This window comes from Pseudomonas sp. FG86, assembly GCF_057808775.1.
The window spans coordinates 1-23,561 of the sequence record NZ_JBMDIS010000050.1 but is presented as its reverse complement, the minus strand read 5'-3'; the positions used below and the strand labels follow the sequence as shown (position 1 = coordinate 23,561).

The 23,561-nt window shown below is 63.9% G+C and carries 21 protein-coding genes; 16 read left to right on the top strand and 5 right to left on the bottom strand.

Going from position 1 to position 23,561, the window contains the following annotated elements; all coding sequences use genetic code 11:
• Both ACODSV_RS24980 and ACODSV_RS24975 read left to right on the top strand, forming a co-directional pair.
• Window positions 1–831: an ABC transporter ATP-binding protein gene (locus ACODSV_RS24980; RefSeq protein WP_454844118.1), complete on the top strand. Its 831-nt coding sequence runs from the start codon at window positions 1–3 to the stop codon at window positions 829–831.
• A 5-nt stretch (window positions 832–836) separates the two neighbouring features.
• Window positions 837–1,334: an Lrp/AsnC family transcriptional regulator gene (locus ACODSV_RS24975; protein ID WP_041160970.1), complete on the top strand. Its 498-nt coding sequence runs from the start codon at window positions 837–839 to the stop codon at window positions 1,332–1,334.
• A 171-nt stretch (window positions 1,335–1,505) separates the two neighbouring features.
• On the opposite strand, the gene ACODSV_RS24970 is transcribed toward ACODSV_RS24975, so the two are convergent.
• The 4 genes from ACODSV_RS24970 to ACODSV_RS24955 all read right to left on the bottom strand — a co-directional run bounded on the left by ACODSV_RS24970 (window position 1,506) and on the right by ACODSV_RS24955 (window position 5,666).
• Window positions 1,506–2,339: a TIGR03915 family putative DNA repair protein gene (locus ACODSV_RS24970; RefSeq protein WP_150056056.1), complete on the bottom strand. Its 834-nt coding sequence runs from the start codon at window positions 2,337–2,339 to the stop codon at window positions 1,506–1,508.
• Window positions 2,336–3,556 (bottom strand): putative DNA modification/repair radical SAM protein, encoded by a 1,221-nt coding sequence (locus ACODSV_RS24965; RefSeq protein ID WP_024076349.1) that lies wholly within the window; start codon window positions 3,554–3,556, stop codon window positions 2,336–2,338. The genes ACODSV_RS24970 and ACODSV_RS24965 overlap by 4 nt, the downstream gene beginning before the upstream one ends.
• A 170-nt stretch (window positions 3,557–3,726) precedes the next feature.
• A complete protein-coding gene (locus ACODSV_RS24960) occupies window positions 3,727–5,064 on the bottom strand; it encodes a lysine N(6)-hydroxylase/L-ornithine N(5)-oxygenase family protein (protein ID WP_069076592.1) in 1,338 nt (445 codons plus the stop codon).
• Window positions 5,065–5,183: 119 nt separating this feature from the next.
• Window positions 5,184–5,666 carry a sigma-70 family RNA polymerase sigma factor gene (locus ACODSV_RS24955; protein WP_024076351.1) on the bottom strand — a complete coding sequence of 161 codons (483 nt, stop codon included), beginning with the start codon at window positions 5,664–5,666 and terminating at the stop codon, window positions 5,184–5,186.
• Window positions 5,667–6,011: 345 nt separating this feature from the next.
• Here ACODSV_RS24955 and ACODSV_RS24950 point away from each other — a divergent pair, with 345 nt between their 5' ends.
• The 14 genes from ACODSV_RS24950 to ACODSV_RS24885 all read left to right on the top strand — a co-directional run bounded on the left by ACODSV_RS24950 (window position 6,012) and on the right by ACODSV_RS24885 (window position 22,646).
• Complete coding sequence (locus ACODSV_RS24950; RefSeq protein ID WP_024076353.1) at window positions 6,012–7,181, top strand: efflux RND transporter periplasmic adaptor subunit; 1,170 nt, start codon at window positions 6,012–6,014, stop codon at window positions 7,179–7,181.
• Window position 7,182: 1 nt separating this feature from the next.
• Window positions 7,183–9,156 (top strand): MacB family efflux pump subunit, encoded by a 1,974-nt coding sequence (locus ACODSV_RS24945; RefSeq protein ID WP_454844119.1) that lies wholly within the window; start codon window positions 7,183–7,185, stop codon window positions 9,154–9,156.
• Window positions 9,149–10,564, top strand: a complete 1,416-nt coding sequence (locus ACODSV_RS24940) for an efflux transporter outer membrane subunit (protein WP_024076355.1) — start codon at window positions 9,149–9,151, stop codon at window positions 10,562–10,564. Before ACODSV_RS24945 ends, ACODSV_RS24940 begins: the two co-directional genes overlap by 8 nt.
• Before the next feature lie 101 nt (window positions 10,565–10,665).
• On the top strand, window positions 10,666–12,285 hold the full coding sequence (locus tag ACODSV_RS24935; protein ID WP_150055585.1) for an alpha/beta fold hydrolase: 1,620 nt from the start codon (window positions 10,666–10,668) through the stop codon (window positions 12,283–12,285).
• Window positions 12,286–12,400: 115 nt separating this feature from the next.
• A complete protein-coding gene (locus ACODSV_RS24930) occupies window positions 12,401–13,168 on the top strand; it encodes a FadR/GntR family transcriptional regulator (RefSeq protein ID WP_024076357.1) in 768 nt (255 codons plus the stop codon).
• A gap of 133 nt (window positions 13,169–13,301) precedes the next feature.
• Window positions 13,302–14,504: an ABC transporter substrate-binding protein gene (locus ACODSV_RS24925; protein ID WP_150055584.1), complete on the top strand. Its 1,203-nt coding sequence runs from the start codon at window positions 13,302–13,304 to the stop codon at window positions 14,502–14,504.
• 68 nt (window positions 14,505–14,572) lie between these two features.
• A complete protein-coding gene (locus ACODSV_RS24920) occupies window positions 14,573–15,433 on the top strand; it encodes a branched-chain amino acid ABC transporter permease (protein ID WP_024076359.1) in 861 nt (286 codons plus the stop codon).
• A gap of 1 nt (window position 15,434) precedes the next feature.
• Window positions 15,435–16,445, top strand: a complete 1,011-nt coding sequence (locus ACODSV_RS24915) for a branched-chain amino acid ABC transporter permease (protein ID WP_024076360.1) — start codon at window positions 15,435–15,437, stop codon at window positions 16,443–16,445.
• A complete protein-coding gene (locus ACODSV_RS24910; RefSeq protein WP_024076361.1) occupies window positions 16,442–17,191 on the top strand; it encodes an ABC transporter ATP-binding protein in 750 nt (249 codons plus the stop codon). The genes ACODSV_RS24915 and ACODSV_RS24910 overlap by 4 nt, the downstream gene beginning before the upstream one ends.
• Window positions 17,191–17,886 carry an ABC transporter ATP-binding protein gene (locus tag ACODSV_RS24905; RefSeq protein ID WP_150055583.1) on the top strand — a complete coding sequence of 232 codons (696 nt, stop codon included), beginning with the start codon at window positions 17,191–17,193 and terminating at the stop codon, window positions 17,884–17,886. The genes ACODSV_RS24910 and ACODSV_RS24905 overlap by 1 nt, the downstream gene beginning before the upstream one ends.
• 13 nt (window positions 17,887–17,899) lie before the next feature.
• Window positions 17,900–19,168: a Zn-dependent hydrolase gene (locus ACODSV_RS24900; protein ID WP_454844120.1), complete on the top strand. Its 1,269-nt coding sequence runs from the start codon at window positions 17,900–17,902 to the stop codon at window positions 19,166–19,168.
• On the top strand, window positions 19,165–20,571 hold the full coding sequence (locus tag ACODSV_RS24895) for an amidase (protein ID WP_150056336.1): 1,407 nt from the start codon (window positions 19,165–19,167) through the stop codon (window positions 20,569–20,571). The genes ACODSV_RS24900 and ACODSV_RS24895 overlap by 4 nt, the downstream gene beginning before the upstream one ends.
• 148 nt (window positions 20,572–20,719) lie before the next feature.
• A complete protein-coding gene (locus ACODSV_RS24890; protein ID WP_024076365.1) occupies window positions 20,720–21,583 on the top strand; it encodes a LysR family transcriptional regulator in 864 nt (287 codons plus the stop codon).
• A gap of 58 nt (window positions 21,584–21,641) precedes the next feature.
• Entirely contained in the window at window positions 21,642–22,646 is a 1,005-nt protein-coding gene (locus ACODSV_RS24885; RefSeq protein WP_024076366.1) for a LacI family DNA-binding transcriptional regulator, read from the top strand.
• Here the strand turns inward: ACODSV_RS24885 and ACODSV_RS24880 are convergent.
• On the bottom strand, window positions 22,643–23,368 hold the full coding sequence (locus ACODSV_RS24880) for an SDR family oxidoreductase (protein ID WP_150095398.1): 726 nt from the start codon (window positions 23,366–23,368) through the stop codon (window positions 22,643–22,645). The two genes, ACODSV_RS24885 and ACODSV_RS24880, sit on opposite strands and share 4 nt — an antisense overlap.
• Window positions 23,369–23,561: the final 193 nt, after the last annotated feature.

The following is a 23,561-nucleotide window of genomic DNA, read 5'->3' as shown; positions in this document are numbered from 1 at the left end:
ATGAATCAGTCCGCGCAGGCCCTGGCCACTTATCCTGTCGATGTCCCCGCTACACGAACGGCCACGGCTGCCGTCAAGCTGCAGGTCGAAGGCATCCATAAACGCTACGGCGAACACGAAGTGCTCAAGGGCGTGTCCCTCAACGCACGCAACGGCGATGTGATCAGCCTGATCGGCGCCAGCGGCTCGGGCAAAAGCACCATGCTGCGTTGCATCAACTTCCTCGAACAACCAGATGCCGGGGTCATCACCCTGGACGGCATCAGCATCGAAATGCGCCAGGGCCGCGCCGGTACCCGCGCACCGCACCAGGAGCAATTGCAGAACCTGCGCACGCGCCTGGCCATGGTGTTCCAGCATTTCAACCTGTGGAGCCACATGACCGTGCTGGAAAACATCACCATGGCCCCGCGCCGGGTGCTGGGCGTGAGCGCCGCCGAGGCGGAAAATCGCGCGCGCCTGTACCTGGACAAGGTCGGCCTGCCTGGCCGGGTGGCGGATCAATACCCGGCGTTCCTGTCTGGCGGTCAACAGCAGCGCGTGGCCATCGCCCGGGCCCTGGCGATGGAGCCGGAAATCATCCTGTTCGATGAACCGACCTCGGCCCTCGACCCTGAACTTGTAGGAGAGGTCCTCAAAGTCATACAGACGTTGGCTGAGGAAGGTCGTACCATGTTGATGGTCACCCACGAAATGGGCTTTGCCCGCCAGGTGTCCAGCCAAGTGCTGTTCTTGCATCAGGGCCGGGTCGAAGAACAAGGCGGCGCCGAGATCCTCGACCACCCCAACAGCGAACGCTTGCAGCAATTTCTTTCCAATCGTTTGAAGTGAAACCCATGGATACCAAGGCCAACGGACCCCATTCTTCCCCTGCGCTGGATCGCATCGATGAGGCAATCATCGACGTGCTGCGGCATCAGGGGCGTATCACCTACGAAAAGCTCTCGTCACTGGTCCACCTCACTCCCCGGCCCTGCCTGGAGCGGGTGCGCAAGCTGGAGCGACGTGGGGTGATCCGCGGGTATGGGGCGATCATCGATGTGCAGATGGTCTCGCCAGGGCTGTCTCTGCTGGTGCTCGTGGCCTTGTCCAACCAGAGCGGGCGCTCGGCGCAAAAGGCTTTCGAAGCCTGCGTCAAGGCCTGCCCGCAGGTGTTCGAATGCCAGCTGATCAGCGGGCCGTTCGACTACAGCCTGCGCATGCGCTGCCGGGATATGGAGCATTACCGGGTGCTGACCGAGACCTGGTTGAACAATGATGAGTTGCACATCGACAAACTCGTGGCACATCCCGAACTCGCAATCGTCAAGAACACCGCCACTGAACTGGCATAAGGATCAAGCCCTGTTGTATGTGGCGAGCAGGCTTGCCCTGCGTTGGGCTGCGCAGCAGCCCCAGGAAGTTTTATCTGAAACGATGAAACTACGCGGTGTTTTTAATGGGGCTGCTGCGCAGCCCAACGCAGGGCAAGCCTGCTCGCCACAACAAGCTCCCTGCCACATTTTTTAAGCGTGCCCGCTGGAGATGCGCTTACCCGGCTTTGCCCCAATCAGGCTCGCCTGCCCATCCTTCTGCTTCCCCGTCCGCGCCTCGCTGATCAACCCCGGGATCAACTTGCCCTCCGGCAAGTTCTTCCAGAACCGGCTTGGCAAATGCCCTTCCATCACCTTGGGGTTCAACCGCGCCGGGTTGAAGATGTGGCTGTAATAGGTCAACCACATGGCACTGTGGGGGTCCTCGACATTCTGCGCCAACTGCTGCCACGCCTCTGGGCACTGGCGTTGATGGATCAGTTGCTCGCCATCGTAGTAAACCCCATCCAACGGTGTCGCGATCATCCAGCGATGGCGGCCCATGCGCCCGATAAAGTGCTGACTGGCGCTGCGGAGAATGTCATGGGCCGGCTCATGCCAGGCCACGTACTCCGGCAGCTCGGCCCCGGCCTCCTGGGGTACCGCGATAAACCGCACGAACGCATGCAGGTGATGAGCCTCGCGGCTGACCTGCTTGATTCGCCGTTGCAGTTCGCTGCCCAGTTTGTCCCCCGCGAGCATTGCCGTGCGGTCGCCATGGCTGACCCGCCACAGCACCTCATACAGCAGGCTCCAGCGCTGCTCGCCGTGGTAACAGGCGGCGGCTTCCAGCAGTTCGAGCAATGCCTTGGGAATCCGCGCCTGGAACGGCCCCAGCCCCTCGGGGATCGGTTCGTCGGTGGCGAACAGGTCCGCCACTTCAGCCTCGCCCCAACTCACCTGGCTGGGATCGACCTGATGGCTGAGCAGCCAACGCGCCTGTTCGCGCCAGGTACTGAACAGGTTGCCGCATTCCAGGCTGATCATCCCCACAACCCCATTTGTTGCGGCTGCGGACGGTCACGCAGTTGTTCACGCAGCAGCACGCTGGTGCTTTCAGCCTGTTGCGGGTGGTAGTCGCTGGTGATGAAAAATGGCTTGGCCTTGGCCAGCACGCAGCGCATGCGGGCCAGGTCTTCGAAACGGATCTTGCGTTCACGGCGCAGGTCCACCAGGCGCTGGGTGGTGCGCAGGCCGATACCGGGGATACGGGCGATCAGGGTCGCTTCGGCACGGTTCAGGTCCAGGGGGAAGACGTCGCGGTGTTCCAGGGCCCAGGCCAGCTTGGGGTCGATATCCAGGGCCAGGTGGCCAGGGCCTTCGAACAGTTCATTGGCGCTGAAGCCGTAGCTGCGCAGCAGGAAATCCGCCTGGTACAAACGGTGCTCGCGCATCAACGGCGGCGCGGCCAGGGGCACGCTTTTCGGGCTGTTGGGGATGGGGCTGAACGCCGAGTAATACACGCGGCGCAGCTTGAAATTGCCATACAACGCCTCGGCCCCGTGGAGGATGGTGCTGTCGTCGGTGTCGTCGGCGCCGACGATCATCTGCGTGCTCTGCCCGGCCGGCGCGAAGCGCGGGGCACGGGGTTCGTTGAGCACGGTCTGTTCGCCGGTGTAGATGGTCTGCATGGCCTGCTTGATCGAGACGATCTGCTTCTCCGGCGCCAGGGTTTGCAGGCTGGCATCGGTGGGCAATTCAATATTCACACTGAGGCGATCAGCATACCGCCCGGCCTCGGCGATCAACGCCGGGTCGGCTTCGGGAATGGTCTTGAGGTGGATATAGCCGCGAAAGTCATGTTCTTCGCGCAGCAGCTTGGCCACCCGCACGAGCTGCTCCATGGTGTAGTCCGCCGAGCGGATGATGCCCGAGCTGAGGAACAGCCCGCTGACGCAATTGCGCCGATAGAAATCCAACGTGAGCGTGACCACCTCCTCCGGGCTGAAGCGTGCCCGCGGCACGTCGCTGGAGCGGCGATTGACGCAGTATTGGCAGTCGTAGAGGCAGAAGTTGGTGAGCAACACCTTGAGCAGCGACACACAGCGCCCATCCGGCGTGTAGCTGTGGCAGATGCCCATGCCATCGGTGGAACCCAGCCCCGCCTTGCCCTCCGAGCTACGCTTGGGCGCGCCACTGCTGGCGCACGAGGCATCGTACTTGGCGGCGTCGGCGAGGATGCTGAGTTTTTCGATCAATTGCATGGAGGGCTACCGATACTGGTTTTTTATACAGTATCAGTCACCCAACCGTGTTGCCAGTACCACCTGTAGGAGCGAGCTCGCTCGCGAAGAACGCAAGACCACCGCGTCAACCCAGAATGCCCGCGTTATCGTCGACGGTTTCCGCGAGCAAGCTCGCTCCTGCAAGGGGGTCAGCTGGCGGCGGCGAGCAGCCGGTCCTGCACCGAGCGGCCCTGGCCACGATGACGATCATGCTCGAACAGCGACGCTGCAATCTCATCCGCACGAATCGGCAGCACCGACAGCAACGTATCGCTCAAGCCATGGCTGGCCTGGCTGAAGCCCTGGATGTAGATGCCGGCCTTGCAGCGCTCATCGGTGACGAGGCGGTAGTCGCGCGCCACTTCAAAGTCACCCAGATACTCCTCCAGCGGCGCCAGCAATTCGCGATGCATCTGGCGCTCGTAGCCGGTGGCCAGGATCACCGCGTCGTAGTGGCTGACGCTGGTTTCGCCGGTGGCGTTGTTGCGCAGGGCCAGTTCGATGCCCAACGGACCGGGGGTGGCCTTCTCGACCACGGTCATGGTGCGGAACGCATGGCGCGCAATGCCGGAGACTTTCTGGCGGTAGAAGATGCCGTAGATGCGTTCGATCAGGTCCAGGTCCACCACCGAATAGTTGGTGTTCTGGTACTCGGCGAGCAGGCGTTCACGCTCGGTGCCGGCCTGCTGGAACACCAGGTCGGTGAAGGCCGGCGAGAACACTTCGTTGACGAACGGGCTGTCATCGGCCGGCTTGAGTGCCGAGCCGCGCAGGATCATGTCGACCTGCACCGACGGGAAGCTGTCATTCAAGTCGATGAAGGCTTCGGCCGCACTCTGGCCGCCGCCGATCACCGCGATCCGCATCGCCTTGCCGTCGACACAGGGCTGCTGGGCCAAGCGCGACAAATACTGGGAATGGTGGAACACCCGGCCATCATCCTTAAGGGCCTTGAACACCTCCGGCACCCGCGGCGTGCCACCGGCGCTGACCACGACCGCACGGGTGGTACGCACATGCTGCTCACCCTGGGCATCGCGGGAAATCACCCGCAGCGCCTCGACCTGTTGTTGATGCAGGATCGGCTCGATGGCCAGCACTTCCTCTCCGTAGCGGCCCACGGCCTGGAACTGCCCGGCGACCCAGCGCAGGTAGTCGTTGAACTCCATGCGGCACGGGTAGAAGGTGCCCAGGTTGATGAAGTCCACCAGGCGGTCATGGGCCTTGAGGTAGTTGACGAAGGAGTACGGGCTGGTGGGGTTGCGCAGGGTCACCAGGTCCTTGAGGAACGAAATCTGCAGTTCGCTCTGGGTCACCAGGGTATTGCCGTGCCAGCGGTAATCAGCCTGTTTGTCGAGAAACAGCACGTCCAGTTTGCCCTGCGTCTTTTCACGCTCCTGCAGGGCGATGGCCAGCGCCAGGTTCGAAGGGCCGAAACCGATACCGATCAGGTCGTGAACCGCGGGCGAAGCAATTGCCTGTGTCATTCCAGTGTCCTCTGGATAAGCCCCGTGGCGGTGGGGCGGGAATACCTTCAAGACCTGCACAACAGGTCATGTGTTGATAGGAAACGAGGACAATGAAATAAAATTTAACCGATCGCCGATCAGTGCGCGTCCCACTCGCGCATCCGGACCCGGCAGTGCTTCATGGCATTGACGATGTGTTTTTCCACCAGGCTGCGTGAAATACCCAGGCGTTCGGCGATTTGCGAATGGGACAAACCCTCGAGTTTGCGCAGCAGGAAGCTGTGGCGGCACGGCGCGGGTAATTCGGCCAGCGCCCGTTCGAGCAACTCCAGGCGCTGGGCCTGATCATGGCTGGTGTGGGGCGCGTAGCTGGAAAACCGTTCTTCATGGTCCAGCACGTCCAGCGGCTCGACCTGGCGCAGCGCATTGCGCCGGTGCCCGTCGATGACCAGGTTCAACGCCGTGCGGTACAGGAAGGCTCGAGGCTGGTCGATGGGCGTCTCGCTGGTCCGCTCCAACACCCGCACATAAGCGTCATGCACCACATCTTCGGCCACCTGGCGGTTGCCCAGCTTGGCGTTGAGGAAACACACCAGCTCACGATAGTAGTTTTCCAACATGACTCCCGGCCTACGGGCGGCGGCATTAGGTGCTGTAGGAGCGAGCGTGCTCGCGAAGTACGTCAACGATAACGCGGGAAACCAGAGTGAACGCGGCGTCCTTGAGCTCTTCGCGAGCACGCTCGCTCCTACACAAATACAGGCCATTCAGTAATGGCAGTTTGGCTGCGTGCAATTTATAGTAATTCTCATCTACTTTTAAAGAAGTCTTGCACCCATCGGCGATTTTTTTACTCGCCACAGCGCTATTTGCGTGTGTAACCGCCTAAATCTTCGGGCAATTCCCTCGTTTAACTGTCAGCTCCCCGCAATCGCGGCCCGAACTTCCCTGGCTGGAACCAAAGCATGAAACGCCCTCGCCCCGCCCGACGCGCCCTGCTCGCTGCCGCGTGCCTGCTTCCCATCATCGCCGTGGCCGCCTGGCAGGTGCTGCCCCAGGGCGCCGACAACCTGACGACCGTCACCGTCACGCGCGGCAATATCGAAAACAGCGTCACCGCCCTGGGCACCCTGCAACCGCGGCGCTACGTGGATGTGGGCGCCCAGGCGTCCGGGCAGATCCGCAAGATCCATGTCGAGGCCGGCGACCAGGTCCAGGAAGGCCAGTTGCTGGTGGAGATCGACCCTTCGACGCAAAAGGCCAAGCTCGACGCCAGCCGCTACGCCATCGAAAACCTCAAGGCCCAATTGCAGGAGCAGAAGGCCCAGCACGCACTGGCGCAGCAGAAGTACCAGCGCCAGCAGCGCCTGGCCGCCGGCAATGCCACCCGCGAAGAAGACGTGCAAACCGCCAAGGCCGAACTGAGCGCCACCCAGGCCCGGGTCGCGATGTTCCAGGCGCAGATTCTCCAGGCCCAGGCCAGCCTGCGCAGTGACGAAGCCGAGTTGGGTTATACGCGCATCTATGCGCCGATGACCGGCACCGTGGTCGCCGTGGATGCGCGCGTCGGCCAGACCCTCAACGCGCAGCAGCAGACGCCGTTGATCCTGCGCATCGCCAAGTTGTCGCCGATGACGGTGTGGGCTGAAGTCTCGGAAGCCGATATCGGCCATGTCAAACCCGGCATGACGGCCTATTTCACCACCCTGAGCGGCGGCAACCGCCGCTGGACCAGCACCGTGCGGCAAATCCTGCCGATTCCACCCAAACCGCTGAATGAGACCCAGGGCAGTGGCAGCCCGACCAGCTCCAGCAAAAACGGGACCGGCCGCGTTGTGCTGTACACGGTGCTGCTGGATGTGGATAACCCCGACAACGCGCTGATGGCTGAAATGACCACCCAGGTGTTCTTTGTCGCCGGCCAGGCACGGGATGCGCTGACCGTGCCCGTCGCGGCATTGCAGGGAACGTCGCGCGCCGACAGGCAGATCGCGCGCGTGGTCACGAAAAAGGGGCGTATCGAGGAGCGCGAAGTGCGCCTGGGCCTCAGCGATCGCTTGCGGGTCGAGGTGCTCGACGGCCTCAACGAAGGCGATCACCTGCTGATCGGCCCGCTCGACGGCAGTGGGGGTTGACGTGACCACGCCCCTGATCGAACTCAAGCACATCCGCAAATCCTACGGCGGCGGCGATAGCCCGCAGGTCGACGTGCTGCGCGGGATCGACCTGTCGATCCATGCCGGGGAGTTCGTCGCCATCGTCGGCGCCTCCGGTTCCGGCAAGTCCACGCTGATGAATATCCTCGGCTGCCTCGACCGCCCCAGCACAGGCGACTACCTGTTCGCCGGGGAAAACGTCGCGCACCTGGGCAGCGACGAACTGGCCTGGCTGCGTCGCGAGGCGTTCGGCTTTGTGTTCCAGGGCTACCACCTGATCCCGTCGGGCACGGCCCAGGAAAACGTCGAGATGCCGGCGATCTATGCCGGCCTCAGCGCCGCCGAACGCCACGCCCGCGCTAACGCCCTGCTCACGCGCCTGGGCCTGGCCGAGCGCACCGGCAACCGTCCGCACCAGCTGTCCGGCGGCCAGCAACAGCGCGTCTCGATTGCCCGCGCACTGATGAACGGCGGGCATATCATCCTCGCCGACGAACCCACCGGCGCCCTCGACAGCCACAGCGGCGCCGAGGTCATGGCCCTGCTCGACGAACTGGCGAGCCAGGGCCACGTGGTGATCCTGATCACCCACGATCGCGAAGTGGCCGCGCGCGCCAACCGCATCATCGAGATTCGCGACGGCCTGATCATCAGCGACTCTGCCGCCGATGAACATTACGTCGCGGCCACCGCCAGCCGCGACGCATTGCAAGCCGTGGACCTGCGCCAACGCTTGATCGACGGTGCCGAACACAACGGCGCGTGGAAGGCTGAACTGTTGGACGCGGTGCAAGCCGCATGGCGGGTGATGTGGATCAACCGCTTCCGCACCGCGCTGACGTTGCTCGGGATCATCATCGGCGTGGCCTCGGTGGTGGTGATGCTGGCGGTCGGCGAAGGCAGCAAGCGCCAGGTCATGGCGCAGATGGGCGCGTTCGGTTCCAACATTCTGTATCTGAGCGGCTCGTCACCCAACCCACGCACACCGCTGGGGATCGTGACCCTCAACGACGTCGCGGCCCTGGCCAGCCTGCCCCAGGTCAAGCGCATCATGCCGGTCAACGGCACCGAGGCCGGGGTGCGTTACGGCAACGTCGACTACATGGCTTATGTGGGCGGCAACGACACCAATTTCCCGGAGATCTTCAACTGGCCCGTGGTCGAGGGCAGCTACTTCACCGCCGCCGACGAACAGGCCGCCGCCACCGTGGCGGTGATCGGCCATCGCATCCGCGAAAAGCTGTTCAAGGGCCAGGTCAATCCGGTCGGGCAGTACATCCTGATCGAAAACGTGCCATTCCAGGTGGTCGGCGTGCTGGCGGAAAAAGGCGCCACCTCCGGAAACAAGGACAGTGACGACCGCATCGCGATTCCCTATAGCGCCGCCAGCGTGCGCCTGTTCGGCAGCTACAACCCCGAATACGTGGTGATTGCCGCCGCCGATGCGCGCAAGGTGCATGACGCCGAAGTGGCCATCGACCAATTGATGCAGAAACTGCACAACGGCAAGCGCGATTATGAACTGACCAACAACGCCGCGATGATCCAGGCCGAAGCCCACACCCAGAACACCCTGTCGCTGATGCTCGGTTCGATTGCGGCGATTTCCCTGTTGGTGGGCGGCATCGGCGTGATGAACATCATGTTGATGACGGTGCGCGAGCGCACCCGCGAAATCGGCATCCGCATGGCCACCGGCGCACGCCAGCGCGACATCCTGCGTCAGTTCCTCACCGAGGCGGTGATGCTCTCGGTGGTCGGCGGCTTGTGTGGTATCGCCCTGGCGCTGCTGGTGGGCGGCCTGTTGCTGCTGGCCCAGGTCGCGGTGCAGTTTTCCCTGGTGGCGGTGCTCGGCGCGTTTGGCTGTGCGCTGGTCACCGGCGTCGTCTTCGGCTTTATGCCGGCCCGTAAAGCTGCCCGGCTCGATCCGGTTAAGGCATTGACCAGTGAATAAACCCTCCCCCCTGCCGCACGTGTCAGTCATCAGCCTGTGCCTGTTGCTCAACGCCTGCACCGGCCCTGCCCCCGCCGTGGACAGCGGTATCGCAGCACCGGCTGCCTGGCAATACGCCGAGCGAAACGCCGCCCAGGCCATCGACCAACGCTGGTGGACCCAGTTTGGCAGCCCGCAACTCAACCGCCTGATCGACCAGGCCCGGCGTGACAGTTTCGATGTCGCCGCCGCCATGGCACGGGTGCGCCAGGCCCAGGCGACGGCGGTGATTGCCGGTGCGCCGCTGCTGCCCGAGGTGAATCTGAACCTCACCACCAGCCGCCAGAAATTGTTGCGCGGCCAGGGTGGGCCGGACCTGGATGCCTCGCAAAGCGACGATACCGTGGAGAACTTCGGCGCCAATTTCACCGCCAGTTATGAAGTGGACTTCTGGGGAGGCCGCGCCGCCGCCCGGGACAGCGCGCTGTACAGCCTGCGCGCGAGCGAGTCGGACCAGGCCACAGTGGAATTGACCCTGCTCGGCAACGTCGCCGACCGTTATGCCCAGACCCTCGCCGCCCGCCAACGCGAGCAGATCGCCGAGCTGAACCTGGCCAATGCGCGCAACGTGCTGGCCCTGGTGCAGACTCGCTACGACGCCGGCTCTGCCACCGCCCTGGAGCTGGCGCAACAGAAAAGCCTGGTCGCCAGCCAGCAACGGCAACTGCCGCTGATCCAGCAAGTCGCCGAAGAGTCGCGCATCACCCTCGCGACCCTGCTTGGCCAACCCGTGCAAGCCCTGGACCTGGGCACAGAGTCTTTCGCGACGCTGACCTGGCCGAGTATCGGTGCGGGTGTGCCCAGCCAATTGCTGAGCCGTCGCCCCGACCTGGCCAAGGCCGAGGCCGAATTGGCCGCCGCGCAAGCCAATGTGGCCATCGCCCGCGCGGCCTTGCTGCCCAAGGTGACCCTTGGCGCTACGCTCGGCTCAGACGCCTACAAGGCCGCGGATATGCTGCGCAGCCCGTACTACACGCTGACCGCCGGGCTGGTCGGGCCGATTTTCAACCACGGCCGTTTAAGGGCTGAACGCGACAAGGCCCGCGCGCGCCAGGATGAACTGCTGCAAACCTATCGCGGCGCAATCATCAACGGCTTTGCCGATGTGGAAAAAACCCTCAGCAGCATCACGCGCCTGGACCAGCAACGCCAATGGCAACGCGAAGAGCTGCAACAGGCGCAGACCGCCTTCCAGATCGCCGAAAGCCGTTACCAGGCGGGCGCCGAAGACCTGCTCACGGTGCTGGAAACCCAGCGCACTCTGTACACGGCCCAGGACCTGGACGTACAACTGCGGCTGTCACGCCTGCAGGCCAGTATTGCGCTGTACAAAGCGTTGGGGGGCGGCTGGCACTCCGACATCCGATAAACAAAATTCGCATTTCATACACGCGCTGTTTTTTCCTCCTACATTTTTAAGCGTGCGGTCCTTGGTAAAAAAGTCACTCTCCCGACTGACCAGGACCGCAGATGAAATCCCTGACCACTGCCAGCGCCATCACCTTCCGTTGCCTGGTCCTGATGGCCACCCTCATACCCTCCGTCGGCCACCCCCAGGCACAGCCCTCCGCCTTCGGTATCGAATGGTTGCTCGACTGCCCGCAGCCCGCGCTTGAACGCCTGGACCCGGAGGTCATCGAACGCACCCAATGCGGCATCGTCACCGCGCCCCTCGACCACGCCGCCCCTGAGCGCGGCAGCATCAGTTTTGACATCACGCGCGTCGGCGCCAAGCAACCGCTGTCTCGCCAGGGCGCGCTGTTTGCCAACCCTGGCGGGCCGGGGCTCGATGCGGGCGGAGCCTTCGCCGTGCACCTGGCGACGGTGTGGAAGCATTACGCCCGGCAACCCGACTGGGGCGATACCTACCGCGAGCTGGCCGACACCTATGACGTGGTCGAAGTCACCCCTCGGGGCCTGGGCAGCCTGCCAGGGTCGCGCCTGGAGTGTCAGTCCGAGCGCAAGATCGTGCCGCAAGGGGACGTCAGTGAAGACCGCAGCGAGGCCAACCTGGCCGCTGTGCGCCACAACGCGCGGTTGATCGCCCAAGCCTGCGCCAGCCATCCGCTGACGCCCTACATCACCACCGAGCAGACGGCCCGCGACCTGGAGTTTGTACGCAAGCAACTGGGCGAACTGCGCTTCAACTACCTGGGTAACGCCTACGGCACCTGGCTCGGCGCCTGGTACGGCGGCCTGTTCCCGGCCCATGTCGGGCGCATGGTGCTCGACTCGAACCTGAACTGGACGTCCACCTTCGAGCACGCCAGTTTTATCGTGGCCAGCGAAAAGGAAAAGATCTTCGATCGCTTCGTCGCCACCCCCGCCGCCCTTTACCCAGGGCTCTACCAATTGGGCGATTCACCGGTGGCGGTGCGCAGGGTCTTCATGGAGCTGCTGCCCAGTGTGCGCACGGCCCTGCGCTCCAACAACCGCTACTACAGCGACCCCGCCGGTTTGATGGGGGCCCACGTGCTCAGCCGCTGGCTGCGGGAAGCCCCCGACAGCGATGACCTGACGCTGGAGGCTCGGGCACGCGCGTATCTATTCAGCCCCGACGCCGAGATCGAACAGCGGGCCAAGGCAATGTTCAGCCTGCTGCTGCAGCGCGTGCGCGAACCGCTGCAGGCCAATGTGCCGAAGCCGGGGCCGCTGCGCATGTCGGCTGCCGACTCGGTAAAAACCGCCATCCTGTGCAATGACTCGGTCTACTCCAGCGAAGAACAGTGGCAGCAGAAAGAGTCCGAATCCCTCGCCAAGCACCCCGTCGCCGGCAGTGCCCTCGAAGCTCGCCAATGCACGACCTGGCCACGCAAAACCGCCGCCCCGCTGCCGCACAAGGCACTGGCACAGCTCGACAGCCTGCTGATGGTGCAAGCCGAATTCGACGACCATGCCCCGTCCACCGGTGCCGCCTGGGCCTTTGAACGCACCTTCCCGGCCAGTCGCGTGCAGCTCAAGGACGCCTATGTCCACGGGGTTTCGTTCAGCGGCGTGAGTGCCTGCGTGAACCGCTGGGTCGGGGACTACCTGATGCACGGCACCAAGCCACCCCGTTCGACGGTGTGCACCGATGCCACCTTGCAGTGAGCTTCCCCGCACCCGTTTGCGACCCCTTCGCACCAGAAACGACACCTCGCGTTGACGCCCCGGCCCAATCGTTATTAAGTGCTATTTATCCTCATTAATACGATAAATCGAACCCATGCTGACTCGCCCGCTACGCCGCAAACGCCAGAAGCTGTCCGATGTGATTGTCGAGTCGGTCAAGCGCTCCATCGTCACCGATGCGCTGAAGCCCGGCGACCGCCTGCCCACCGAGCGCGAGCTGATGGAAAGCTTCCAATGCTCCAAGGGCTCGGCCCGTGAGGCGCTCAAGGCGCTGGAGGTCGAGGGCCTGGTGAGTACGCGCACCGGCCCCAGTGGCGGGGCGTATCTGAACCAGGCCGGCACTGAACCGGCCAGCCGCGCCTTACGCAATTACCTGCACTTCCAGCACCTGGATGGCGAGCAGGTGTATCAACTGCGCAAGGTGATCGAGGTGGAACTGGCAGTGTCGGTACTCGGGCGCCTGAGTGAAGCCGATTACCAGGCCCTGCAGGACAACGTGGATTTTTGCAGCGCTCCGGAAGACAGCGAAGCCGGCCAGCGCGAACAGCGCCTGGCGGAACTGGAGTTCCATAACCTGCTGGCCAAGGCCTGCCCTAACCCGTTGCTGAGCTTTATGGCGCAGTTTCTCAACGACCTGCTGCGCGACCTGGTGGTGCTGAAAAAAGCCTACAAGCCCAAGCGCAAACAGTTCGACGCGGCCAACCTCGACTATCACAAGCAGCTGCTGAGCGCTTTTCGTGCCGGCGACGAAGGCGCGGTGCGCAGCCTGATGCATGAACACATGTGCGACGCCGAACACCATATGACCGCCCTCGAAGGCCAGGTCAGCCCGCATTTTCTACTGGAGTTCGATCACTCTTAAGACCCTCCTCCCAGCGTTTGACCCTGTTCCAACCCAGCTACCGCGTCGCCCCAATAACAGGCCTGCCCACAGGCCCTGCTCCACCGTATCGCCATTGCTACTCCTGCCAATAACTAAACCAGGGAGTCACCCCATGCAGCGTCGTACGTTATTGAAAGCCAGCCTCACCGCAGCCGCCGCCCTCAGCCTCCCGCTGAGTGTGCGTTCGGCATTTGCCGCCGAGCCCTTTACCTTTTACGGCCTCAAGTCCATGTCTGGCGCCTTTGCCAGCTATGGCAAATTTGCCGACATGGGTTCGCGCCTGGCGGTGGAACAACATCGCGAAATCCTCGGCCGCCCGCTGAACTACAAAGTCATCGATACCGAAGGCAACGCCGGCAAGGCCGTGCGCAAGGTCCAGGAAGCCATCCAGCAGGACGGCGCGCGGTTCTTCCAGGGCTGCACGCTGTCATCGTCGGCCCTGGCGGTGGCCAAGGAAGTCGACAAGGCCGGCGGCGTGTTCATGACACCGGTGGGCGCCGATGAGGTCACCGGCAAGGACTGCAACGCCGCCACGTTCCGCTGGTCGGTGCCCACCTACGGCGCGATCCGCGAAACCCTGGTGCCGTTGATCAAGTTGCTGCCGGACGCCAAGCGCTGGTACACCATCACCCCACAGTACGTGTTCGGTGAAGCGTTGCTCGAAGGCGCCAAAAACGTGCTCAAGGAGCACGGCCTGGAACATGTCGGCAACAGCTATCACTCGTTGCAGGAGCAGGAATTCTCCGGCTACCTGACCAACGCCATCTCGACCAAGCCCGACGTGCTGGTGCTGCTCAACTTCGGCAGCCAGTCGTCCAACACCCTGCGCCAGGCGGTGAACTTCGGCATCAAGGAACGCATGAAAATCCTGCTGGTGTGGTCCGCCGGCCTCGACCAGTTCCAGGAGCTGGGCAGCGACGTGCTGGAAGGCGTGTACCTCGGCGCGCAGTACTGGCACCAGGTCGATACCCCGCTCAACCGCGAACTGGTCAAGCTGACCCAGGCCAAGTACGGCATCAACCCCACCTACCCGCTGGCCGCCGACTACATCAGCACCAAGGTCATGCTCGACACCATTGTTTCCACCGGCAGCTTCGACGGGCCGACCGTGGCCAAGGCCATGCAGGGCCTGAGTTTCGAAGGCCCGACCGGCAAGGAATCGATCCGCGCCGACGACCACCAGGTGATCAAGGATTACTACCTGCTGGTTGGCAAGGCCGCTGGCGAGATGGCCGACAAGGATGACCTGGCCAAGGTACTCAGCGCCGGCCAGTCGTTCCCGCCGGTGGACGCCACGGGCTGCACGCTCGCCTGATCCGCTAAAACATCACCGGTTGTACACGGCAGGGCCGCTCGCGCGGCCACCTGTTCGAGGGTTTGTGCATGCTTAATCTTTACCTGTTCCAGATACTCAATGGCCTTGGCCTGGGGATGATCTACTTCCTGATCGCGGTCGGGCTGACGATCATTTTCGGCTTGCTCAACTTCGTCAACTTCGCCCACGGCGCGTTCTTCCTGCTGGGCGCGTACATCTGCTACACCGCCGTGAGCCTCACCGGCAACTTCTGGCTGGCGCTGCTGCTCGCGCCGCTGGTGGTGGCCGCGCTGGCGTGGGTGATCGAGCGATTATTGATCCAGCGGATTTATCACCTGCCGCACATGTTCCAGATCCTGGTGACCCTAGGGATTGCGCTGATCATCCAGGAGGCCAGCGTGATGATCTGGGGCCCGGTGGGCAAGAGCGTGGCCGTGCCGGAACTGCTGCGTGGGGTGCTGGTGGTGGGTGATTTCGTCTACCCCTACTACCGCCTGTTCCTCATCCTGTTTTCCGGGCTGGTCGGCCTGGGCCTGTGGCTGCTGCTGGAACGCACGCGCTTTGGCGCCCTGGTGCGCGCCGGCAGCGAGAGCACCGAAACCGTGTCGCTGCTGGGCACCAATATCTTCCGGCTGTTCTCCATGACCTTTGCCTTAGGCGTAGGCCTGGCGGGCATGGCGGGCGTCCTGTTCGCACCGTTGCGCGGTGCCCAACCCTTTGTCGGGCCGGAAATTCTCGGGATCGCCTTTGTGGTGGTGGTCATCGGCGGCATGGGTTCCTTCAGCGGTGCGCTGGTCGGCGGTTTGCTGGTGGGCGTGGTGCAAAGCCTGATGACCACACTCTGGCCCCAGGGTGCGAGCCTGATGATCTACGGCGCCATGGCCGCGGTGATTCTGGTGCGCCCCTACGGCCTGTTCGGGAGAGCCTGACATGAGCGAGAAAAACCCCCTGCCGTTTGCCAAGACCCAGTCACGCGCCATGCTCCTGTGGGTGCTGGCGGTGTTGATCGGCCTGCCGTTGATCCTACCTTCGGCGACCCTGGCCACCGAGATCCTGATCTTTGCCATGGCGGCCCTGGCCTGCAACCTGTTGCTCGGCTACACCGGCCTGTTGTCGTTTGGCCAAGGCATCTTCTTCGGGGCCGGCGCCTATTGCGCGGCGCTGCTGATGATCCACTTGCACCTGGGCCTGTTCGTCGCCCTGCTGGGGGCTGCCATCGCCGGTGGTTTCCTCGCGTTGCTGGTGGGCGCCCTGGCGATCCGGCGCACCGGGATCTACTTCGTGATGCTGACGTTGGCCTTCAGCCAGATGGCCTACTTCGTTGCCTACACCTTGAGCGACTGGACCGGCGGCGACAACGGCCTGCTCAGCGTGCCGCGCCCGGAGATCCGTATCGGTGACACCGTGCTGCTGTCATTGGCTGACGCGCGAGCGTTCTACGCCTTCGTCGCGGTGCTGTTCCTGCTGATCTTTATCGGCGCGCGCCGAGTGATCGCCTCACCGTTCGGCAGCACGCTGATGGCGATCCGCGAAAACGAAACCCGTGCCTCGGCCATCGGCTACGACACCCGCCACTTCAAGATCCTGGTGTTCGTGCTGTCCGGCGCGGTCACCGGGATTGCCGGGGCGCTGTACGCCATGTTGCTGCACTTTGTGCCGCTGTCGAACATCGACCTGGCGATGTCCGAGAACATCCTGATCATGACCATCGTCGGCGGTACCGGCTCGCTGTTCGGTTCATTGCTGGGTGCCGGCTCCATCGTGCTGCTGGGGGACTTCCTTTCCGACTTGTGGCCGCGCTGGCTGATGCTGCTGGGGGTGATCCTGATCCTGGTGGTGATCTTCATGCGCGGGGGGTTGTGGGGCGGCCTGGCGTCGCTGTTCGAGAAAGTGCGCGGCCGTCGCAAAGCGGCCATCGTCGCCAAGGAGCAAGGGCTATGAGCATCCTGTTGGAAACCAAGGACCTGGAGCTGGCCTACGGCGCGTTCCATGCGGTCAACGGCGTCAACCTCAAGGTCGAAGCCGGCACCATCCATACCATCATCGGCCCCAATGGCGCGGGCAAGACCAGCCTGTTCCACTGCCTGACCGGCGAACGCCAGGCCACCGCCGGGGCCATCCACTTCGACGGCCACCCCCTGATGCGCAAACCGGCCCACGCCCGTGTCGGCCTGGGCATGGCGCGCTCGTTCCAGCTCACCAGCCTGTTCCAGAACCTCAGCGTGCGCGAAAACCTGCGCCTGGCCGCCCAAGGCCGCGACGGTGCGCGCGCCTTGAACTTCTGGCGCCACGTCGACAACCAGCGCGAACACCGGGAGATGGCCGACCAGGTGCTCGAACGCCTGCAACTCACCGCGCGCGCCGAGACCTTGGCCGGCGAGTTGTCCCACGGCCAGCAACGGGTGCTGGAAGTGGGCATGTCGATCTGCTCCAAACCCAAACTGTTGATGCTCGACGAACCCACTTCGGGCATGGGCATCGACGATATCCCGATCATGACCCAACTGATCAGCGACCTGGGCCGCGACCATACGGTGCTGTTGATCGAACACAACATGAGCATCGTCATGTCCATCAGCCAACGCATCACCGTGATGAGCCACGGCCAGATCCTGGTGGAAGGCACGCCGGAGTTCGTGCGCGCCGATGAACGTGTACGCACCGCTTACCTGGGGGAGGCTGCCTGATGCTGATCGTCGAGAATATCCATTCCTACTACGACAAAAGCCACGTGCTCGAAGGCGTGTCGCTGAGGGTCAACCCCGGCGAACTGGTGACCCTGCTGGGCCGCAACGGCGCCGGCAAGACCACCACCTTGCGCAGCATCCTCGGCATCATTTGCCCGCGCCAGGGCCAGATCCACTTCAATGGCCAGGCGCTGGTGGGGCAGAAGATCTTTGAAATCGCGCGCCAGGGCTTGGCGCTGGTGCCGGAAAACCGCGGGATCTTTCGCCTGCTCAGCGTTGAGGAAAACCTGCGCATCGCCACGCGCAAGACCAGCCGCTGGCAGCTGGAAGATGTGTACGGCATGTTCCCGCGCCTCAAGGAACGGCGCAAAAACGCCGGCCACGCCTTGTCCGGCGGCGAGCAACAAATGCTCGCCATCGCCCGCGCCCTGCTTAACGACCCCAAGCTGCTGATCCTCGACGAGCCCACCGAAGGCCTGGCCCCGGTGATCGTCGACGAGCTGGTGAAGATCCTGCGCAAGGTCAAGGACGACGGCCTGCCGGTGCTGCTGGTGGAACAGAACCTGATGGTCTGCGACAAGCTCGCCGACCGCCATTACGTGCTCGAACAAGGCCGCGTGGTGTACGAAGGCAGCGCTGCAGACTTCCGCGCCGACCCGACAATCAAGAATCGCTACCTGGCCCTGAGCGCCTGACCGGAGTACGAAGATGAATAGCTTTGCCCAACCGCTCCAGAGCAATGCCCCGCTGATCAACCGCGACCGCCTGTGGCAATCGCTGATGGACCTGGCCCAGCTCGGCGCCACCGTCAAGGGCGGCGTCTGCCGCCTGGCCCTCACCGACCTGGATCGCCAGGCCCGTGACCTGTTCGTGCAATGGTGCGAGGCGGGTGGGTGCAGCGTCAGTGTCGACGCCATCGGCAATATTTTCGCGCGTCGCCCTGGCCGCAATCCCGCCCTGCCGCCGGTGATGACCGGCAGCCATATCGACACCCAGCCCACCGGTGGCAAGTTTGATGGTTGCTACGGGGTGATGGCGGGCCTTGAAGTGATCCGCACCCTGAATGACCTGAAGATCGAAACCCAAGCGCCGATTGAAGTGGTGGTGTGGACCAACGAAGAAGGCTCGCGCTTTCCGCCGTGCATGATGGGCTCCGGGGTATTTGCCGGTAAGTTCGACTTGCAGGACACCCTCGACAAGCAGGACGAGCAAGGCCTGTCGGTGGGCGCCGAGTTGCAGCGCATCGGCTATGCCGGTGCCCGCGCGGTGTCGGGTCACCCGGTCGGTGCGTATTTCGAAGCGCATATCGAACAGGGCCCGGTGCTGGAAGACCAGGCCATTACCCTTGGCGTGGTGATGGGTTGCCTGGGCCAGAAGTGGTTCGACCTGACCCTCACCGGCGTCGAAGCCCACGCGGGCCCGACGCCCATGCACCTGCGCAAGGACGCCCTGGTGGGCGCCGCCGAGGTCGTCAGCGCAGTCAACCGCATCGCCCATCAACAACAACCCCACGCCTGCGGCACGGTCGGTTGCCTGAGCCTGCACCCCGGTTCGCGTAATGTGATTCCCGGCCAGGTGCAGATGACCATCGACCTGCGCCACCTGCATGCCGACAAGCTGCAAGCCATGGTCGATGAAGTGCGTGGCGTGATCGAAACCACCGCCGCCACACACGGCCTGAGCTACGAGTTGACCCCCACCGCCGACTTCCCACCCCTGGACTTCCACCCGGCCTGCGTCAACGCCGTGCGCGACGCCGCCAGCGCCTTGGGCCTGAGCCATATGGACATCGTCAGCGGTGCCGGGCATGACGCGATCTTTGTCGCCGAACTCGGCCCGGCCGGGATGATTTTCGTGCCGTGCGAAGGCGGCATCAGCCACAACGAAATCGAAAACGCCGCGCCGGATGACCTGGCAGCGGGCTGCGCGGTGTTGCTACGCGCCATGGTCAATGCGGCACAGGGGGATCAGCCATGAGTGAGATGGGCCAACTGACGGCGGTGCAACTGCTGGCGCATTTTCGCGATAAGAGCCTGTCACCGGTTGAAGTGACCGAAGACGCGCTGCTGCGCATCGAGCGCTACAACCCGGTGGTGAACGCCTACTGCCATGTCGACCCCGAGGGCGCGCTGCATGCAGCGCGGGCTTCGGAAGAACGTTGGTTCAAGGGCGAACCCTGCGGCGCGCTGGACGGCGTACCGGCGTCGATCAAGGACCTCACGCTGACGATCGGCATGCCCACCCGCAAGGGCTCGCGTACGTCTAGCGCCGAGGGACCGTGGGACGTCGACGCGCCCTTCCCGGCCTTTATGCGCAAGGCCGGCGCGGTGCTGCTGGGCAAGACCACCACCCCGGAATTCGGCTGGAAAGGCGTCACCGACAACTCGCTGTACGGCATCACACGCAACCCGTGGGACACGCGCACCACGGCGGGCGGGTCTTCCGGCGGCGCGGGCGCGGCGGCGGCGTTGAACCTGGGCGTGCTGCACCAGGGCAGCGATGCGGGCGGTTCGATCCGCATTCCCTGTGCATTTACCGGGACGTTCGGGATCAAGCCGACCTTCGGCTACGTGCCGCAGTGGCCGGCCAGTTCCATGACGATCTTGTCCCACCTGGGGCCGATGACCCGCACCGTGGAAGACAGCGTACTGATGCTGCAAACCGTGGCGCAGCCGGATGCGCGGGATGGCCTGATCGGCGCGCCGAGGACCACGCCATGGTTGGCGGGGGCGATGGACTTGAAGGGCCTGCGCGTGGCCTACAGCCCCACGTTCGGCTATGTGAACGTCGATCCCCAGGTGGCCAGCTTGGTCGCCCAGGCGGTTCGAGGCCTGGAGCAATTGGGCGCCCATGTCGAGCAGATCGATCCGGGTTTCAGTGATCCGCTGGAGGTGTTCAGCACTTTATGGGCGGCTGGCGCCGCCCGCCTGACCGGCTCGATGAGCGATGCGCAAAAACAGCTGCTGGACCCCGGCCTGCTGCGTATCGCGCAACGCGGCGCGCAGTTGAGCCTGGAGGACTTCAACGCCGCGCTCGAAGCCCGGGCGGCGCTGGTGGCAAGGATGGCAGCGTTCCACCAGCACTACGATGTGCTGGTGTCGCCGATGATGCCGATCACCGCGTTCGAGGCCGGGCACGACGTACCGCCAGGCTCCGGGATGCAGGCATGGACGCAGTGGACGCCCTTCACCTACCCCTTCAACCTGACGCAGCAACCAGCCGCGTCGGTGCCGTGCGGGCTGGCGGCGAATGGCCTGCCGGTGGGGTTGCACGTGGTGGCGGCGCGGTTTGCCGATGAGACGGTGTTGCGGGTTTGCCAGGCATATGCCAAGGCATTCCCTACCGATCATCTGCCAGCCCCGATCACCGGAGTAGCGTAGATCCAACTGTGGGAGGAGGCTTGCTCCCGATGAGGGTGTGCCAGAAGCCGATCGGTCAACTGACACACTGCAATCGGGAGCAAGCCCCCTCCCACAGTTCTTGATCGCATTCCACTACAATAGGCCCCCATTCATCCCTGGGGGCTTCATGGACATCGAACTGGCACGCACCTTCCTCGAAATCTCCCGCTGCGGCAGCCTCGCCGCCGCCGCCGAGAAACTGCACGTCACCCAGACCGCCATCACCGCCCGCGTGAAAAACCTGGAAAGCCAGCTGGGCAGTACGCTGTTTGTACGTAACCGCGCCGGCGCGCGCCTGACCGCCGATGGCGAGGCGTTTGTGGTGTATGCCAACCAGTTGCTGCAAACCTGGGAAGCCGCGCGGCGCGATCTGCCGTTGCCGGATGGCTACCGCAACGTGTTGCATATCGGTGGCGAAGTCAGCCTGTGCAACCCATTGATGCTCGGCTGGGCCCAGGCCCTGCGCGAACACATCCCCGGGTATGCGCTGCGCACCGAAATCCGCGAAGGCGAGTACCTGTTGCGCCAGCTGGAGCTGGGCGTACTCGACGCCGCGCTGGTGTTCCAGCCGCAATACTGGCCGGGGTTGCAGGTGGAGCAGGTGCTGGAGGAAAAACTGATCCTGGTGCAACGGGTGAGTCAGCCGGACCCGTATGTGTATATCGACTGGGGCCCGGGTTTTCGCCAGCAGCATGACGCCGCCCTGCCCGACAAGGCCCGCGCCGCCTTGAGTTTCAACTTGGGGCCGCTGGCGTTGCAGTACATCCTGGAGCACGGCGGCGCGGGGTACTTCCGCACGCGGGTGGTGCAGAGCTACCTCGACAGCGGCGTGATGCAACGCGTGCCGAAGGCGCCGGAGTTCAGCTTCCCGACATTCCTGGTGTACTCGCGAGCGCGGGATTCGGCCGTATTGCAGCAGGCGCTGGGGTTGCTGCGTGAGGTGGTCAAGGCCGAAAGCGACTGGTCGCAACGCTGGGACCCGTTGATTTGAGTCACCAACCACCGCCGTGCATGCTAGCCTGCGGGTGTTTCCTTTTGCAGCCTTACCGATGAACAAGAAAAAGTCCGTCACCATCAGCGACATCGCCAAACGGGTCAACATGACGACCATCACGGTGTCTCGGGCGCTGAACAAACCCGACCAGGTCAAGCCCGCGACCCTGGCGCGCATTCTCGAAGTGGCGCGGGAGCTGGACTACGTGCCCAACGCCTTCGCCCGCGGGCTCAAGCGCAGTGAAAGCCTGATCATCGGCGTGATCACGGCGTCGGTCGACAACCCGTTCTACAGCGAGATGATCAAGGCGATTTCCCGCGAGGCCAAACAGCACGGCTATACGATCATGCTGGTGGACACCGATGAGCTGGCAGAGCTGGAAAGCAAGGCGGTGGACACCCTGCTCGGCTACCGCGTGGCGGGGATTATCCTGTCGCCGGTGTCCGATGAGCCGAGCTACCAACCCGACTACCTGGAGCGCCTGGGCAACGGCAAGACCCCGGTGGTGCTGCTCGATCGCACGATCCACGACAGCCCGTTCAGCCGTGTGGTGCTCGACAACTACCACAGCGGCATCCAGGCCGCGCATTACCTGTTGCGCCAGACCCCTGACCTCAAGCGCCTGCTGGTGCTGACCGGCCCCGAGCATTCACGCATCACCGTCGAGCGCCTCAAGGGCCTGCGCGAAGTGCTGGCCGAACACCCGCAGGTGCAGGTCGAGGTGCAGGCCGGCGACTACACGCTGATGCCATCCTACCTGCACACCCTCGACTACCTCGCCGAACATTCGGCGCCGGACGCGATCATGGGCTTCAACCAATTGATCACCCTCGGCGCCCTGCGTGCGCTGCGCATGCACAACATCCCCCATGACAGCCTGACCATCTGCGGCATCGACCGGCTGCCCTTCGCCGATATCTTCGGCGTGCCGATCGCCTGCGTCGCCCACGACGCCTCCCTGGCCGGCAGCAGCGCGGTACGCCTGCTGCTCGACCGCCTGGAAGACCCATACAAGCCACGGGACAAGGTGGTTATCGCCGGCCGGCTGGAGAACGGCTAGCGGCTGGTGTAGCCACCGTCGATCGGCAGGCTGACACCGCTGATCATGCTGGCCGCGCGGCTCAACAGGAACAGCACCGGCAACGCCACTTCCACGGTTTGCGCAAACCGCCCCAAGGGGATCGCCGCCAGCGCCGGGTCGCGCTTGGCCGGCTCGGACCAGGCCATGGTCGCCATTGGCGTGAGCGTCACCGTGGGGTTGACGCTGTTGACGCGAATACCGAAGCAGCCCCATTCGGCGCACTGCACGCGGGTGATCGCATCCAGTGCGGCCTTGGAGGCGCAGTAGCCGAGGTGGTCGTCCAGCGCCACCAGCGACGCCTGGCTGGACACATTGACGATACTGCCGGCGATCTTCGCCGCGATCATCTTCGCCGCCACGCGGCTGGCGACCTGGGCCGCGGCACGGGCGTTGACCTGCATCACCTGGTCGAAGGCGTCGGCGCTGATGGCCGCGGCGGGTTCCAGGCGTGAAATACCGGCACAGTTGACCAGGCCGTGCAGGGGCGGCAGGTCTTGCAGCGCGGTATCCAGGGCGGCGCTGTCGGCGATGTCCAGGCACAGGGTTTGGCAGCCGAGTTGAGACAGGGCTTGGGCGTCGCGGCCAAGGGCAATCACTTCGGCGCCGCTGTTGATGAGTTGCAGGGCGATTTCGCGGCCGATACCGCTGCTGGCGCCGGTGACGAGGATGCGCTGGTGGGTGAAGTCGAAGGTGGCTTGCATGAATGAAATTCCCAAAAACAATGAAGATCCGCTGTGGGAGGGGGCAAGCCCCCTCATATAAAAAACAAAATAACTTATTGATTGTTAAGGATTATGGGCTCCAGCTGGATGACCGCATTTTTGTGGGAGGCGGGCTATTTTTTGTGGCGAGCGGGCTTGCCCCGCGTTGGGCTGCGCAGCAGCCCCAGTAAGA

Bases quoted from the DNA above. Each gene is read 5' to 3' on its own strand.
- ACODSV_RS24970 (WP_150056056.1), bottom strand. From the start codon at position 2,339: ATGATCAGCCTGGAATGCGGCAACCTGTTCAGTACCTGGCGCGAACAG.
- ACODSV_RS24975 (WP_041160970.1), top strand. From the start codon at position 837: ATGGATACCAAGGCCAACGGACCCCATTCTTCCCCTGCGCTGGATCGC.
- ACODSV_RS24895 (WP_150056336.1), top strand. From the start codon at position 19,165: ATGAGTGAGATGGGCCAACTGACGGCGGTGCAACTGCTGGCGCATTTT.
- ACODSV_RS24885 (WP_024076366.1), top strand. From the start codon at position 21,642: ATGAACAAGAAAAAGTCCGTCACCATCAGCGACATCGCCAAACGGGTC.
- ACODSV_RS24925 (WP_150055584.1), top strand. From the start codon at position 13,302: ATGCAGCGTCGTACGTTATTGAAAGCCAGCCTCACCGCAGCCGCCGCC.
- ACODSV_RS24930 (WP_024076357.1), top strand. From the start codon at position 12,401: ATGCTGACTCGCCCGCTACGCCGCAAACGCCAGAAGCTGTCCGATGTG.
- ACODSV_RS24950 (WP_024076353.1), top strand. From the start codon at position 6,012: ATGAAACGCCCTCGCCCCGCCCGACGCGCCCTGCTCGCTGCCGCGTGC.
- ACODSV_RS24900 (WP_454844120.1), top strand. From the start codon at position 17,900: ATGAATAGCTTTGCCCAACCGCTCCAGAGCAATGCCCCGCTGATCAAC.
- ACODSV_RS24920 (WP_024076359.1), top strand. From the start codon at position 14,573: ATGCTTAATCTTTACCTGTTCCAGATACTCAATGGCCTTGGCCTGGGG.
- ACODSV_RS24890 (WP_024076365.1), top strand. From the start codon at position 20,720: ATGGACATCGAACTGGCACGCACCTTCCTCGAAATCTCCCGCTGCGGC.
- ACODSV_RS24880 (WP_150095398.1), bottom strand. From the start codon at position 23,368: ATGCAAGCCACCTTCGACTTCACCCACCAGCGCATCCTCGTCACCGGC.
- ACODSV_RS24965 (WP_024076349.1), bottom strand. From the start codon at position 3,556: ATGCAATTGATCGAAAAACTCAGCATCCTCGCCGACGCCGCCAAGTAC.
- ACODSV_RS24955 (WP_024076351.1), bottom strand. From the start codon at position 5,666: ATGTTGGAAAACTACTATCGTGAGCTGGTGTGTTTCCTCAACGCCAAG.
- ACODSV_RS24960 (WP_069076592.1), bottom strand. From the start codon at position 5,064: ATGACACAGGCAATTGCTTCGCCCGCGGTTCACGACCTGATCGGTATC.
- ACODSV_RS24915 (WP_024076360.1), top strand. From the start codon at position 15,435: ATGAGCGAGAAAAACCCCCTGCCGTTTGCCAAGACCCAGTCACGCGCC.
- ACODSV_RS24910 (WP_024076361.1), top strand. From the start codon at position 16,442: ATGAGCATCCTGTTGGAAACCAAGGACCTGGAGCTGGCCTACGGCGCG.
- ACODSV_RS24935 (WP_150055585.1), top strand. From the start codon at position 10,666: ATGAAATCCCTGACCACTGCCAGCGCCATCACCTTCCGTTGCCTGGTC.
- ACODSV_RS24905 (WP_150055583.1), top strand. From the start codon at position 17,191: ATGCTGATCGTCGAGAATATCCATTCCTACTACGACAAAAGCCACGTG.
- ACODSV_RS24980 (WP_454844118.1), top strand. From the start codon at position 1: ATGAATCAGTCCGCGCAGGCCCTGGCCACTTATCCTGTCGATGTCCCC.